The following is a 13064-nucleotide window of genomic DNA, read 5'->3' as shown; positions in this document are numbered from 1 at the left end:
TGCTTACTTAATTTCTCGGTGGATGGTGTATTTCTTCAGGATGGGGTTGTACTTCTTCAGCTCCAGGCGCTCCGGAGTATTCTTCTTGTTTTTCTGCGTCATGTAACGCGATGTGCCGGGCTGACCACTGTTTTTGTGCTCAGTACATTCCAGTATTACCTGAAAGCGGTTGCCTTTCTTCTTAGCCATGTTTTGTACAAATAGAGACGGACGGCAAATGTAGCAAGCCGCGCCCAATGTTCCAACTGTTTGGGCTGCTTTTGTGCGCAAACTAGGAATAAACAGGCTGGGCCTTGTTTATTACCGCCATTGTAAGGCGGCTTGCGCATACAGCCTGTCCGTCTTCGTTGGTCAGGTCTATCTGCCACACCTGGGTGCTCTGGCCCAGGTGGATGGGGTGCGCATGGGCATACACCCAGCCGCTGCGTACTGTGCGCAGGTGGTTGGCATTTATGTCTAGCCCCACGCAGGCCTGCCGGTCTGGGGCCACGCACAGGTTTGCCGCTATGCTTCCCACACTCTCGGCCAGCACCACCGAGGCACCCCCATGCAGGATGCCAAAAGTCTGCTGGGTACGCGCATCCACGGGCATACGGGCTTTCAGGTAGTTGTGCCCCACCTCGGTAAACTCGATGCCTACATGCTGTAGCATGTGGGTTACCCATTTTTCATTCAGCTCGCTGGGGGTGGGTTGGTACAGAAACATGGTGCTTGGTTTGGGTTATCTATACACTGGCGGGGGGGCGGGCCGGGCGGCCTTTCACTTTGTGCCGCTATCCGGCTGCGCGAGGAAGCGCTCGAGCCGATCCTTGCTTTCCTGCAGCCCTAGGGCCTGGCCTACAGTGGCATAGTTCTGGGGGTCGTAGGTATAGGGATACAGGTACTGGGCCGCCTCCAGGCGCTGGTCTTCGAAGGCGAAGAGCTGCAGGATGCGTACCACCTGGGCACTGCGCAGGCAGCGGGTGTGGGCCAGGTAGCGCACCAGGGCCTGTCGGGTCTCCTGAAAGCTGACGGCCTGTGCATACTTCAGCACATCGTCCAGTTCTTCGGTCAGCAGGGGGCTTTGGCAGCTGGCCTGCGCGGGTGCGGGTGCGCCGGGCAGGGGGCGTGCCCACACCCACTTTCCCGCGTCGTTCCGGGTGCTTAGCCAGGCTAGCAGTTCCAGCGCGTTGCTCTCATGGCCAAAGAGCAGGATGAGCCGATAGGCATAGTGCAGGTCGTACAGGCTGGCGTAGCCTTCCTTAGCCATCTCCAACCGGTCTGTTTCGAAATCGAAGGCACTGAGTAGATCTACCCGCTGGCTGGTACTCAGGCAGTGCTGCCGCAGTATGTCCCGCCCCGCCTCCTTCTGCTGCTGGGGGTAGCCCGCAGCGCGGATACGCTGCCTGGCCATGGCCAGTGCTGCCGGATCCATCAGGCCCTGGCAGCCAATGGGGCCGTAGTATCCGGGCACCTCATTCTTCTGCGGCGGGTCCGGCACCTCCACGGCGTGGGATGCCGGACTTTGGCCCCCGGGCTGCGCCCACAGCGGGAATGCTGCCAGACTCAGCAGGCCTATCCATGCAGAAAAAAAGCCGGGCCTATTCATGCTGCAAAATTGCGAATTTATACAGGCTTTGCCAGGTAGTAGTAAAGCAAAAACGCTGCCAACCCCCTGCCAAGGCCCGGACAAAATGAAAAAAAGACTTGCCTGCTCATTCGGTTGATCCGCCAGGCTGGCACAGCACGAAAGCAGCCGGTGGCTTGTAAAGATGCGGCCCGGGCTGTAATTTGCCCCTATGGTGCAAGACCTGAAGTATCTGGACCCCCTGGTGATCAGTCGCCTGAAGAACATGGAGGTAAAGGCCCGCATGATTGTGGAGGGCTTTATTACCGGCCTGCACAAGAGTCCGTACCACGGTTTTTCCGTAGAGTTTGCCGAGCACCGCCCCTACAATACGGGCGAGGGACTGCGTAGTGTGGACTGGAAGGTGTATGCCCGTACAGACAAGCTGTTCACCAAAAAGTACGAGGAGGAGACCAACCTGCTGTGCACCCTGGTACTGGATACCAGCGACAGCATGCGCTACCCCGTGCAGGCCCCCGACAGGCTGAGCAAGCTGGAGTATGGTGCCTACCTGTGTGCAGCACTCAGCTACCTGATGATCCAGCAGAAGGATGCTGCCGGGCTGGCTCTCTTCGACCAGCGGCTGCATTTTTATGCCCCACCCAGGGCTAAGCGTAGCTACCTGGTGCCCATGCTATCCAGGCTGCAGGAAGTGGCTGCTCAGGTTGCTGATTTTACCCATACCACCAGCACGCCCGAGGTACTACATCAGCTGGCTACACGCATCCGCCGCCGTGGCCTGGTGGTGCTGATAACAGACCTGCTGGGGGCACCGCAGGACGTGGACCAGCTCTTCCCTGCCCTGCAGCACCTGCGCCACGGCAAGCACGAGGTGTTGATCTTCCACCTGCTGGATGCCGAAACCGAGTCGCGCTTTCAGTTTCCCAATACCCCCCTGCTGCTGAAGGACCTGGAAAGCGGCGAAACCCTGCGGGTATTGCCCCACGAAATACGAGACCAGTATCAGGAGCTGATGCTGGCCTACCAGCAGCGCGTAAAGAAAAAATGCAGGGAGCTGGAAATTGACCTGATCGAAGTAGATATTCGCCAGCCGTATGACAAAGCACTGACCGACTATCTCATCAAAAGAAGAAAACTAACCAGGAAATAAACAACAGTATATGCTGATAACCCTGAACTGCCACGCCAAGGTAAACCTGGGACTCTTTGTAAAAGGGAAACGCCCGGATGGCTATCACAACATCGAGACCGCATTTGTGCCCGTACACCGCCTGTACGATGTGCTGACTGTGGACCGCGTAAGCAAGGTGTATCCTTCCGTTTTTACCTACGAGGGCCTACCCATACCCGGCCGCACAGCGGATAACCTGGTACAGCGTGCCTATCAGTTGATGGCCGAAAACTACGATCGGGTAGGGCATGTAAGCATCCACCTGAATAAGCGCATCCCCCTGGGCAGCGGCCTGGGTGGGGGTAGCAGTGATGCCGCAGGGGTTATCAAGGCCATTAATCAGCTTTTTTCCCTTGATCTGGGCAGGGAGGAGATGGCGGAGCTGGGTGCCCGGCTGGGCTCGGATGTGCCCTTCTTTTTCTACGACGAACCGATGTACGCTACCGGCCGGGGCGAGCAGCTGGCCCCCATCAGCCTGCCCGCCATCCAGTCCATACGGGTGCTTACGCCCGGGCTGCGCATAGCCACTGCCGAAGCCTACAGCTGGCTGAACCTGGCCGACTGCCATACGGATACGGAGCTGAAATCAATCTTGAACCAGCCCACAGCCAAGTGGCCCGACCTGCTGGTAAATGACTTTCAGCCGGTGGTGCTACAGCGCTACCCGCAGCTGCGGCCCCTGCTACAGAGCCTGTATGCCGAGGGGGCAGACTATGCCGCGCTGAGTGGTAGCGGCAGCGCACTCTTTGGGCTTTACCTATAGGGGAGATGATACGCATACGCAGGCTCAGCGTACAGTTTGGTACCCAGCCGGTGCTGGAGTCGCTGAGCCTGGACCTGAAGCCCGGCAAGGTGATGGCCCTGGTGGGCGAGAGTGGCAGCGGCAAGAGCATGACGGCCTTGGCCATCATGGGCCTACTACCCAGGGCAGCCCGGGTGTCGGGCCTAGTGCAGCTGGAGGAATCTGGCCCCAACCTGCTGGGCCAGCCCCTGCTACAGGCGGCAGCCCGAAGGGCTGACTTAGCCATGATTTTTCAGGAGCCGATGAGCAGCCTGAACCCCGTGATGCGCATAGGCAAACAGGCCATAGAGGGGCTGCCCGGCAGCCCGCGCCAGGCTATGGAGCAGATGCGGCGTCTTTTTCAAGACGTACAGCTGCCGCAGCCGGGTGCAATCCTGCGGCGTTATCCCCACCAGCTGTCTGGCGGGCAACTGCAGCGGGTAATGATCGCCATGGCCCTGGCCAAGCGCCCCCGCCTCATCCTGGCCGACGAACCCACTACCGCCCTGGATGTGGAGGTACAGCAGGAAATACTGACACTCTGCCGGGCACTCATACACACCGAGCAGGCCGAGCGGGCGATGCTCTTCATTAGCCACGACCTAAACCTGGTGGCCCAGCTGGCAGACGAGATTGCGGTGCTGTATCAGGGCAAGCTGGTGGAGCAGGGGCCAGCGGCCCGCCTGCTGAGCCAGCCTACCCACCCCTACACCCAGGGCCTGCTACACGCACGCCCGCGCCCTGCCAGCCGCCCATATCGGCTACAGACGGTGGCAGACTTTGGGCAGCCAGAGGCCCAGCCCCAGCCGCGTGCAGACCTGAATGCGCGCACCAACCCAGCGGAGCTACTGCGCATAGAGGGCCTGCACAAAGCCTACGGGCCTGTGGCGGCCCTGCACGACCTGTGCCTGACCATTCATGCCGGAGAGACCCTGGGCTTGGTGGGCCGGAGCGGCTGCGGAAAAAGTACCCTGGCCAGGATCCTGGTGGGCCTGGAGGCTGCCAGTGCCGGAGGGCTGTATTGGCAGGGCCAGCCTGTGGCCCGCCCACGGCCGCAGTATGTACAGATGATCTTTCAGGACCCCAGCGGATCGCTGAATCCCCGGATGAAAGTGGGAGCGGCACTGATGGAGGTACAGCGGGTGCACCAGCGCTGTGGGCGTGCCCAGGCCCAGGCCCAGGCCCAGGCCCGCGCCTGCCAGCTGCTGGAGCAGGTGGGGCTACCGGCAGAAGTTTTTCAGCGCTATCCCCACCAGCTGAGTGGTGGGCAGTGCCAGCGTGTGGGCATAGCCCGTGCGCTGGCACTGCAGCCACGGCTGCTGATCTGTGATGAGAGTGTGGCTGCCCTGGATGTAAGTGTGCAGGCCCAGGTGCTCAATCTGCTAAACGAACTAAAGGTAGCCTGTAACCTCTCGCTCCTTTTTATCAGCCACGATCTGGCTGTGGTGCACTACATGAGCGACCGTATTGCCGTAATGGATGGTGGGCGCATTGTAGAGCTACAGGCTGCCGATGCGCTACTGGCCCGCCCGCAGGCACCGCTTACACGTCGCTTGCTCGCTCATGCCTTTGCATCCCGATAGGCCACAAACACCACACACTGGGTGTATAAAAAAAGGGGCTGCTCCGCACGGAGCAGCCCCCAGGTATAACACCGAACAGAGGGAGGTCTATTTAAACTCGTTCTCTGTTTCTTCCGCTTCTTTGGTTTCCTTTACTTCCTCTTGGCTGGTATTGTTCTCCAGGTTTTCTATCGTGCTTTCGGCCTTTCCCGGCTCCTGTACCTGCTCTGTACGGGCTGCACCTCGGCATTCAGGTCCGGTTTTCAGGCCCAGGCGGCAGCCCAGGAACTGATAGACGAACAGCAGGATAACCACCACGAGCAGACCAATCAGGATTGTCATGGTAAGCTGTAGGCGGTTCCGGCTGATATCGGCTTCGGTTTTCTGCTCAAAGAGGCGGCGGTTCTTCTTTAGCACTTTCTCGGTCTCGGTTTTTGCCGATTCAGCCTCTTGTGCCAGTTCTTTGTTGAATTGCTGCAGTTTTTCGTTGCTCGCGTTCAGCTTGGCCTCCAGTTTGTCAGAGATTTTTGTCAGGAATTTTGCCTCATCCAGTAGTTTTTCATACTCCTCCAGCAGGGTGCTGTATTCTGTGCGCAGCTGTTCCGCATTAGTGGTGGGGTTTTCCAGCGCCTTGCGCGCATTCTCCAGTACAACACTTTCTAGTTGAAACGCTTCTTCCTTCTTCTGTGCCATCTCCGTATGTTTAGGTTATTAGTTCAAAATTAGGACTAAGGCTAAACCAAAAGACAGAAGGCGTGTCAAACTTTTGAACACGCCAATCTTACTTTTTCTTAGCCCACAGGGTGTTGTGTGTAAATCTTATATGGAAACAAGCTCGAAATTCATGTCAAGCAGTGCCTTGTAGTCCTCGCCGGTTTCCTCCATATCCTCGTCATCGGCATCATAGCACCAGGTGATAGACACTTCATTGCCGGATTTTGCAAGCTTCTCCAGTTTGCGAAATAGGTCCAGCAGGCATTTGGAAGAGCTGGTATTGAAGTATTCCAGCTGGAACTTTACGTTCGTGCTAGCGTTCGGTGTTTTGCTGTACTCATCTATCCAGTCCAGGATTTTGCGATAAAACCCTACCGAGTCTTCGGGAATAGAACGACCAGACACCTCGAATACGTTGATATCGGCATTCAGGATAACTTTTGGTGTCTTGGGGGTGGGTTCTATGATTAAGTTTCTCATCTAAGTAAAGACTGAGTGATTAGTTGCGTGCAATTTTGGCTTCCAGGCTAAAGAAAGAGTACTTATCGTTTACCGGGTGGAAGTCGAAGCCGAGCTTTTGGCCGCTTTTTCGGGCAATATCAATCATACCAAGCCCCGCGGTTCCTTTTTCAGACAGCTCGCCATCGTTCAGGATAGCCTGATAAAGTGCTTTCAGCTCATTTTTGTCGCATTTGTTCACCTTCTCCAGTCGATCTTTCAGGTTTGCTATTCGATCGTTGTAGATATGATTTCCGGTGATGACATAGTAGTCTGTTTCCTCTTTGCCGATCATAAGCAGTGCGGTACGATCGTTGATATCGCCCTCCGACACCGAAACATCAATGGTATCCAGGTGGTGGTATACGTTTTGCAAGCATTCTACCATCACGTTGAAGACCTTTTTCTTGATTTTCTTGTCTTCCCCATCACCATCCAGCTTGTTCTCCATCATATGGAGGATAGACGATACAAGATCAGCAGTAACTTCACCTTGGTATACAAAGATGATGTTGTTCTGCTGCATGTTTTTATAGTAGCTGTAAGTCATATTACCAGGGTAGATAGGTTCTGATTTTCAGATGATTACCAAAAAGGACTCGCAAAGTTAGTAAACTTTCATTTTTAATTCCAGTGGTACGGATAGCAGGGCTTTGTAGTCCTCTCCGGTCTCCTCCATGTCTTCGTCATCTTCGTCGTAGTACCATACAATCTTCAGGTTGTTACCTGCCTCATGTATGGCCTCCAGTTTTTTTAGTAGCTCCAGTATGTTCTTTGAGCTACTGGTGTTAAAGTATTCTAGCTCAAAGGTTACAACCGTTTCGGCATTGGGTGCTTTGCCATACTCATCTATCCAGTCTAGCACATGTTTGTAGAAGCCCACCGAATCTTCGGGGATGGAGCGGCCACTAAGCTCGAATACATTTTCGCTGGGGTCAAAATAAACCTTGGGCGTTTTGTGAGTGGGTTCAATTTTTAGCGGTTCCATATGCTGGGGTGGTTTTCGAGGGGAGATATTTAGAAGCTCTGGGGAGAGATACGTGCCTCTAGCAGAAAGTAGGTGTAGGCTGCATCCTCAAGCTTGAACTGGTAGGTTAGTTGATGCTTGCTCTTGCGTGCGAGGTCTACCATGCCCAGTACGGTTAGCCCGTTGTGGGCATGCCTTGTTTCGGAAGATAGCTGCTCTACATAAAAGTCCTTCAGCCCATCCTTGTCCAGCGAATTGATGTGATCCAGTACTTTCTTCAGCTTGGATACTGTGTTTGTGGCTATGAAACTGCCGGTAATAACTACATAGGCATCGAGCACCTTTTTTACCAGCAGCAGCGCGGTAGGGTCATAGTGGGGCTTCTCTATCGGGGTTGTTTCTTCGGCATACACATTCGTAAGGCACTCCACCATTACGTTGCTCAGCTTTTTCGACATCTTTTTGGTCTCGTTTTCGTCTTCCAGCTTTTCTCCCATCATCTCCAGTACATTGGTTACCAGGTCGGCTGTTACCTTGCCGCGAAACGAGAATATAATGTTATTGTCTACCATATCCTTGTAGCAAGGATATACAAAGCCCAGTTCTCGCTTTACACGCCCGTCGGCTGTCGCTGTTATCTCGCTCATACCAAATGCAATAGATGCAGAAAAATTATAGCGCGTGCAATATACGATATTTCGATAAGAAAAATAGTGGCCGGGAGGCTACAGGCCGCCGGCTACCGTATGCCTGCTGCACGCGTGCACCCTGCTTGTGCCTGGGGCAACGGCTTCTATGCAGACTACGGATCTGGTGCATTTGGGGTTTTGGGCCTGTCGGTTTCGGGGGCGCTATACAGGCTGGCCTGCCTTGCTAAACGGACTGCAGGAGCTCAATGATTTTTTCAACAGGTAGTACGTGGTCTATTCGGGTGGCCTTTATTGCCGCCTCGGGCATGGTGGCCATTCCACACTCCTCGGGGTCTTGCACCACGCATAGCCCGCCGGCTTTTTTTACCTTGTACATGCCGTAGGCACCATCCCGGTTGGCACCACTTACCAGTAGGGCGATCAGCCGATCCTGATACACGTCGGCAGCGCTCTCAAACAGTACGTCTATACTAGGCCTGCTATACTGCACCAGCTCTGTAGTAGCCAGGGCAAAGAGGCCGGGTTTTTCAACAAGCAGGTGGTAGTTGGCCGGTGCTACATAGGCGTTCCCGTGTTCGATTGGGCTTTTGTCATCGGGCTCGCTCACGGGCAGTTTGCTTTTTATGCGCAGTGCCTCCTGAAAGCCCTCCCGTTTATCTTTCAGCCTGTGTAGGCACATGATGAGGGGCAGGCGGTAGCCGGGCGTAAGGCTCTCGAGGATGCGGTTAATAACCGGGAAGCTGCCCGCAGAACCGCCGATTACCAGGGCCTGATATTTATTCTTGTCCTTGATGTAGAACATGCGCGGCACCTACAGTTTAATCTTTTTGTAGATTTTTTCTGCATCGTTTACGGCCTCAAACTTGTCCGCAATCTTGCACCAGATGAGCGACTCCTTGGCACCCAGTGCCACAAAACCACCGAGGAACAGGCTGTTGTGCAGCAGCTCAAACACGCGGTTCTGCAGCTTTTGGTTGAAGTAGATCATGACGTTTCGACACAGGATGAGGTCAAACTTGAAGAAGTGGTGGTCTATGGCCAGGTCGTGGTGCTTGAACTTGATGTTTTCGATCAGGCTCTTGTCGAATACCATTTCGCCATCCTTCAGCTCATAGTAGTCTTCCAGCCGGGCTTTTGGGTCGGTCTGGGCATAGTTTTGCAGGCTGATCTCCTGGTTGCGTACGGGGTAGCGCAGCTCCTGTGCCTTTTTTAATACGACATGGTTAATGTCGGTGGCATATATCTTGGCTCGCTGTAGCATGCCTTCTTCGCGCAGCACGCTGGCCATGCTCACCACTTCCTCGCCCGTGCTACATGCTGCGTGCCAGATGTTGAACTCCGGGCGGGTATTCAGGATAGGCAGTATCTGGTGCCGCAGTACCCGCCAGAAGGAGGGGTCGCGGTACATCTCGGTTGTGTTTACGGTTACATCCAGGATAAACTGATCGAAAAACGAGGCATCGTGCAGCAGCTTTTTGATGAGCTGCTCTACCGTGCGTATGGCATGCTTTTTGAGCACCATGATGATGCGCCGCTTGAAGGAAGACATGGCATAGTCGCTGAAGTCGTACCCGTATTTGGTGAGAATGGCCTCTGTCAGCCGCTCGAGTTCCGAAAGCTCTATGTCGATTTCTGAATCGCTGGGGGGACTATACATATTCATGGGCTGGGTGGGGGGCGTAAGGGTGGGGGGGAGATCTAACTATTAGGCTACTGCGGGGTCTTTGCTGTGGCTGGCAACGTTATCTTGTACGCGGGGGTGGGCATAAACGTTATAGGTGTATGGCCTTGTCTCTGGCGGGTCTGGGGCGTACAGGCTGGGGGCTTCGGGTGTTTGTACCTCATGGTTCCTGCTGTTTCACTTGGCTTACACCCAGCACCTGGTCTTGGTTCGCTATGTTTCCCTGGTGGTTTTGGATGTCATACAGCTGGGCTACGTAGGCCTTGGGCTTTTGCGCCACATCTAGCAGCGGCTGTATGCACAGATAGGCCCAGTGCTCGGCCCCCGTTTTGTCCTGATTCAGGATTTCACCCCGCCAGCTATGGCCCTGGCTAATGGAGGCCCATAGCTGTGAGAAATAACCGGGGCTCACGCGCTTACTTTTCAAGATTCGGATGTTCTGGCCGATGACTTCGCTCAGGCGGTAACCATAGCGGCTACAGAAGACCCCGTTTGCATCCAGGATGATGCCCGTGCGGTCTGTTCGAAATTCGCCAGGCCGCTGGGCTTCCAGTCCATAGGGTAGGGATGTCGGAGTCAGTGCCTCTGGCATTGCAGCGCGGTCATTCTCGGCCTCGTCCAGGGCAATGTCTGGGCCTACCACCGCTGCAAAGGGGTTTGCCTCTTCCTCCACAGCCGGGTCCCTACGGGTTTCCTGGCTGGTGGGTGGCGCTTCTTTTTGTTGCTCACGGGTGTTATCGGGTGCCGGGTACTGTGCCCGCAGGAGTTGCGCTGCCGTTGGTGTGTTTACGGGCACCAGCATCAGCACAATATGCAGGAGTCGCTGAGCTGCATCCACGGCGGGTACAAAGGTGGCCAGCATGGGCTGGCTCTCCTCGGCGGGGGTGTGCAGGTGCAGGATGTGGGTGCTGTGGCCGTGGCGAGCCAGGTCATACAGCACGTCTTCGGGGCTTAATAGGCTTGCGCTGCCTGGCAGGCTGGCCAGTGGCTTGCCTGCCAGGGCTTGCAGGCCCGTCAGCTTCAGCAGTGAGAGGTTGGCCGCCTGTATGTTTAGCGCTGCGTCCAGCTGTGCCGCTGCGTGGGGCAGCTGCTGCAGGCTGCCGGTGGCACCGGCAGGGGTGGATGCGGTGCTTGTGGGCTGCAGGGCTAGCCCCCTGTCGGCTAGTTGGGTTTGCAGCTGGCTAATCTGCCGGCGAAAGCTTTCTTCCTGGGTGCCGGCAGCCTCCAGGGCAGCCTTTATGCGGATGCTTTGTGCTTTCTGGCCGGTGATGTCAAAGGCTACGCCTATGTATTTGGCCGGGATGCCATCTTCGCCGGGTACGGGTGTGATGGTGAGCTGTACCCAGAAGCCGTCTCCCTGCTTGGTTCGGTTTAGTACTTGCCCCTGCCAGATGTGGCCCTGGCTGATTTTCTCCCACATCCGCTTATAGAATTTATCGGGATGACCGTCTGGGTGCTTGATGATGCTGTGCGGCTGCCCGATCAATTCCGTCCGGCTATATCCCCATATGTAGAGTGCTTCGTCGTTTACAAAGGTGATCGTGCCCGTAGCATCAGTTTCGCTTACAATGGCCGCGTTGTTTATTGCGCTGATCTGTGCGGCCAGTTCGCGCTGCGTAGCGCGTAGTTTTTTTTCCTGTTCCTGGCTTTCATGGAACAGCATCTTGATCCGGCTGGCCTGGCGCTTGTTCCGTGTAATGTCAAACCCTACGCCAATGTATTTCAGTACCCGGCCATCTTCATCCTTTACGGGGGTAATGGCGAGCCGTTCCCAGTATTGCTCGCCGGTTCGGCTCTGGTTTTTTATCTCTCCGCGCCACACCTCTCCCGTTCTCAGGGTCTCCCACATTTGGTGGTAAAAGGCCTCGTCGTGCTCGCCATCCGTACTTTTTACGATGCCGTGCGGCTGGCCTATTAGCTCTTCGCGCTCATAGCCCCAGGTGCGAAGGGCTTCTTCGTTGGCAAAGGTAATGATGCCCTCGGGGTCGGTTACGGTTACCAGGGCCGCATTGTTTACCGCATTGATCTGGCCTGCCAGCTCGATAGACTGCATGTGGCTGAGCTGCTGCTGCTCTATCTGGGTTGTGATATCAAAGCTTACAGATATATACTTTACCGGCTTGCCATCAAAGCCGAGCACGGGGGTGATGGTTGTTTTTACCCAGTAGCAGGATTGATCCTTGGCCTTGTTTTTAAATATGCCACTCCATACCTCGCCACTGGATATGGTGCTCCATAGCGTGGCGTAAAAGGCGGGGTCATGCCGCTCATTGCTACGCAGCAGGCGGTGGTTTTTGCCTGTCAGTTCGTCCATGCTGTAGCCGGTTATGCGGCAGAAGGCCTCGTTCACTTGGATGATGTTGCCCTTCAGGTCCGTTTCGGCCACAATGCTCGCGTTGTTTACGGCGCGAATCTGCCCACGTAGCTCGATCTGCGTTTTGCGCATCTCGTCTTGCGCCTCTTGCAGCTCCTCGGCATTCTGCCTAAGCTCTACCTCCTGGGCCTGGCTGATCTCCAGGGCGGCGCGTATCTGTTCCTCTTGTAGCTTTTGTGCCGTTATGTCAAAGGTTACGGATATGTACTTGACCGGCTTGCCCCGGCTGTCCAGCACGGGGGTGATGGTGGCTGTTATCCAGTAATAGGTATTATTTTTTGCCTTATTCTTGATTTCTCCCCTCCATACCTCTCCGTGTAGGATGGTGCTCCATAGTTCCTCAAACACATCGTCGGCCTGGTGCCCGCTTTTCAGCATACGGTGGTTTTGGCCAATCAGCTCCTCTCGGGTGTAGTGGGATATGTGTAGAAACTGGCTATTCACGCTAATGATTCGGCCCTGCAGGTCGGAGGTGGATACGATGGCCGAGTTGTTCAGGGCATTGATCTGGCCGGTTAGCTCTATCTGCGTACGGCGCATTTCTTCCTGCTGGGCCTCCAGCTCTTCGGCATTTTGGCGCAGTTCTTCCTCTTGCGCCATACTCAGCTCCAGCTGGGTGCGTATCTGTTCTTCCTGGTTTTTCTGTAGGCTAATGTCAAACTCAATGGTTATGAGCTTCACCAGCTTTTGGGCTTCATCCAGCACGGGCAGGGTGGTAGCTTCTACCCAGTAGTGGCTATTGTCGCGGGTTCGGTTCTGGTACTGCCCCCGCCACACCTGGCCCCTGCGCAGGCTATCCCACTGCCTGGCCACTTCTTCCGCCCGTAGCGATACTGCCCCCGGCAGGCCGTACGTTTTACCCATCAGTTCGTCCCGGTCATAGCCAGTCAGGCGGCAGAAATAGTCATTTACATACAGAATCTGGCCTTCGGCATCGGTCTCGATCAAACTGGCGGCCTGGTTCACTGCCGCCATCTGCACCTGCAGGGCTTGCAGTGCGCCCTGCTCCGGGGGGTGGGGGCCCTCCGGCATTGGTGTTAGCCGCCATTCACGCTGCTGTTCAGCGCTTGTCGCGGGTTTCTGTTCCGGTCTTGCGGGT

At 55.6% G+C, this 13064-nt stretch carries 14 protein-coding genes; 3 read left to right on the top strand and 11 right to left on the bottom strand.

Going from position 1 to position 13064, the window contains the following annotated elements:
- Positions 1 to 3: 3 nt before the first annotated feature.
- The 3 genes from rpmG to LW884_08025 all read right to left on the bottom strand — a co-directional run bounded on the left by rpmG (position 4) and on the right by LW884_08025 (position 1588).
- Positions 4 to 189: a 50S ribosomal protein L33 gene (gene rpmG / locus LW884_08035; GenBank protein ID MCE3008276.1), complete on the bottom strand. Its 186-nt coding sequence runs from the start codon at positions 187 to 189 to the stop codon at positions 4 to 6.
- An 82-nt stretch (positions 190 to 271) separates the two neighbouring features.
- A complete protein-coding gene (locus tag LW884_08030; protein ID MCE3008275.1) occupies positions 272 to 706 on the bottom strand; it encodes a hotdog fold thioesterase in 435 nt (144 codons plus the stop codon).
- 54 nt (positions 707 to 760) lie between these two features.
- The gene (locus tag LW884_08025) at positions 761 to 1588 is read right to left on the bottom strand and encodes a DUF4476 domain-containing protein (protein ID MCE3008274.1); all 828 of its coding nucleotides are present in this window, start codon (positions 1586 to 1588) and stop codon (positions 761 to 763) included.
- 190 nt (positions 1589 to 1778) lie between these two features.
- Here LW884_08025 and LW884_08020 point away from each other — a divergent pair, with 190 nt between their 5' ends.
- From LW884_08020 to LW884_08010, 3 genes are read left to right on the top strand one after another with little or no spacing between them, the layout of a single operon-like run.
- Positions 1779 to 2717 carry a DUF58 domain-containing protein gene (locus tag LW884_08020; protein MCE3008273.1) on the top strand — a complete coding sequence of 313 codons (939 nt, stop codon included), beginning with the start codon at positions 1779 to 1781 and terminating at the stop codon, positions 2715 to 2717.
- Between the two features lie 10 nt (positions 2718 to 2727).
- Positions 2728 to 3501, top strand: a complete 774-nt coding sequence (gene ispE, locus LW884_08015) for a 4-(cytidine 5'-diphospho)-2-C-methyl-D-erythritol kinase (GenBank protein MCE3008272.1) — start codon at positions 2728 to 2730, stop codon at positions 3499 to 3501.
- 5 nt (positions 3502 to 3506) lie between these two features.
- On the top strand, positions 3507 to 5102 hold the full coding sequence (locus LW884_08010) for an ABC transporter ATP-binding protein (protein MCE3008271.1): 1596 nt from the start codon (positions 3507 to 3509) through the stop codon (positions 5100 to 5102).
- 87 nt (positions 5103 to 5189) lie between these two features.
- Here the strand turns inward: LW884_08010 and LW884_08005 are convergent, their stop codons facing one another.
- The 8 genes from LW884_08005 to LW884_07970 form a co-directional block, all read right to left on the bottom strand.
- Positions 5190 to 5774, bottom strand: a complete 585-nt coding sequence (locus LW884_08005) for a hypothetical protein (GenBank protein MCE3008270.1) — start codon at positions 5772 to 5774, stop codon at positions 5190 to 5192.
- 126 nt (positions 5775 to 5900) lie between these two features.
- A complete protein-coding gene (locus tag LW884_08000; GenBank protein MCE3008269.1) occupies positions 5901 to 6275 on the bottom strand; it encodes a DUF1987 domain-containing protein in 375 nt (124 codons plus the stop codon).
- A gap of 19 nt (positions 6276 to 6294) precedes the next feature.
- Positions 6295 to 6843: a SiaB family protein kinase gene (locus LW884_07995; protein MCE3008268.1), complete on the bottom strand. Its 549-nt coding sequence runs from the start codon at positions 6841 to 6843 to the stop codon at positions 6295 to 6297.
- A 57-nt stretch (positions 6844 to 6900) separates the two neighbouring features.
- Entirely contained in the window at positions 6901 to 7281 is a 381-nt protein-coding gene (locus LW884_07990; GenBank protein MCE3008267.1) for a DUF1987 domain-containing protein, read from the bottom strand.
- Positions 7282 to 7310: 29 nt separating this feature from the next.
- Positions 7311 to 7907: a SiaB family protein kinase gene (locus LW884_07985; GenBank protein ID MCE3008266.1), complete on the bottom strand. Its 597-nt coding sequence runs from the start codon at positions 7905 to 7907 to the stop codon at positions 7311 to 7313.
- Positions 7908 to 8133: 226 nt separating this feature from the next.
- Positions 8134 to 8712, bottom strand: a complete 579-nt coding sequence (locus LW884_07980; protein MCE3008265.1) for a chemotaxis protein CheB — start codon at positions 8710 to 8712, stop codon at positions 8134 to 8136.
- Positions 8713 to 8721: 9 nt separating this feature from the next.
- Complete coding sequence (locus LW884_07975) at positions 8722 to 9567, bottom strand: protein-glutamate O-methyltransferase CheR (protein MCE3008264.1); 846 nt, start codon at positions 9565 to 9567, stop codon at positions 8722 to 8724.
- 184 nt (positions 9568 to 9751) lie between these two features.
- Complete coding sequence (locus LW884_07970) at positions 9752 to 12997, bottom strand: PAS domain-containing protein (GenBank protein ID MCE3008263.1); 3246 nt, start codon at positions 12995 to 12997, stop codon at positions 9752 to 9754.
- Positions 12998 to 13064: the final 67 nt, after the last annotated feature.

The sequence above is a fragment of the Bacteroidota bacterium genome, from assembly GCA_021300195.1.
Taxonomy (GTDB): Bacteria; Bacteroidota; Bacteroidia; order J057; family JAJTIE01; genus JAJTIE01.
The sequence above is the reverse complement of the archived record's forward strand: the minus strand, read 5'-3'. Positions and strand labels throughout refer to the sequence as shown.

Bases quoted from the DNA above. Each gene is read 5' to 3' on its own strand.
- LW884_08020 (MCE3008273.1), top strand. From the start codon at position 1,779: ATGGTGCAAGACCTGAAGTATCTGGACCCCCTGGTGATCAGTCGCCTG.
- LW884_07975 (MCE3008264.1), bottom strand. From the start codon at position 9,567: ATGTATAGTCCCCCCAGCGATTCAGAAATCGACATAGAGCTTTCGGAA.
- rpmG (MCE3008276.1), bottom strand. From the start codon at position 189: ATGGCTAAGAAGAAAGGCAACCGCTTTCAGGTAATACTGGAATGTACT.
- ispE (MCE3008272.1), top strand. From the start codon at position 2,728: ATGCTGATAACCCTGAACTGCCACGCCAAGGTAAACCTGGGACTCTTT.
- LW884_07980 (MCE3008265.1), bottom strand. From the start codon at position 8,712: ATGTTCTACATCAAGGACAAGAATAAATATCAGGCCCTGGTAATCGGC.
- LW884_07970 (MCE3008263.1), bottom strand. From the start codon at position 12,997: ATGCCGGAGGGCCCCCACCCCCCGGAGCAGGGCGCACTGCAAGCCCTG.
- LW884_08000 (MCE3008269.1), bottom strand. From the start codon at position 6,275: ATGAGAAACTTAATCATAGAACCCACCCCCAAGACACCAAAAGTTATC.
- LW884_08030 (MCE3008275.1), bottom strand. From the start codon at position 706: ATGTTTCTGTACCAACCCACCCCCAGCGAGCTGAATGAAAAATGGGTA.
- LW884_07985 (MCE3008266.1), bottom strand. From the start codon at position 7,907: ATGAGCGAGATAACAGCGACAGCCGACGGGCGTGTAAAGCGAGAACTG.
- LW884_08025 (MCE3008274.1), bottom strand. From the start codon at position 1,588: ATGAATAGGCCCGGCTTTTTTTCTGCATGGATAGGCCTGCTGAGTCTG.
- LW884_07990 (MCE3008267.1), bottom strand. From the start codon at position 7,281: ATGGAACCGCTAAAAATTGAACCCACTCACAAAACGCCCAAGGTTTAT.
- LW884_08010 (MCE3008271.1), top strand. From the start codon at position 3,507: ATGATACGCATACGCAGGCTCAGCGTACAGTTTGGTACCCAGCCGGTG.
- LW884_07995 (MCE3008268.1), bottom strand. From the start codon at position 6,843: ATGACTTACAGCTACTATAAAAACATGCAGCAGAACAACATCATCTTT.
- LW884_08005 (MCE3008270.1), bottom strand. From the start codon at position 5,774: ATGGCACAGAAGAAGGAAGAAGCGTTTCAACTAGAAAGTGTTGTACTG.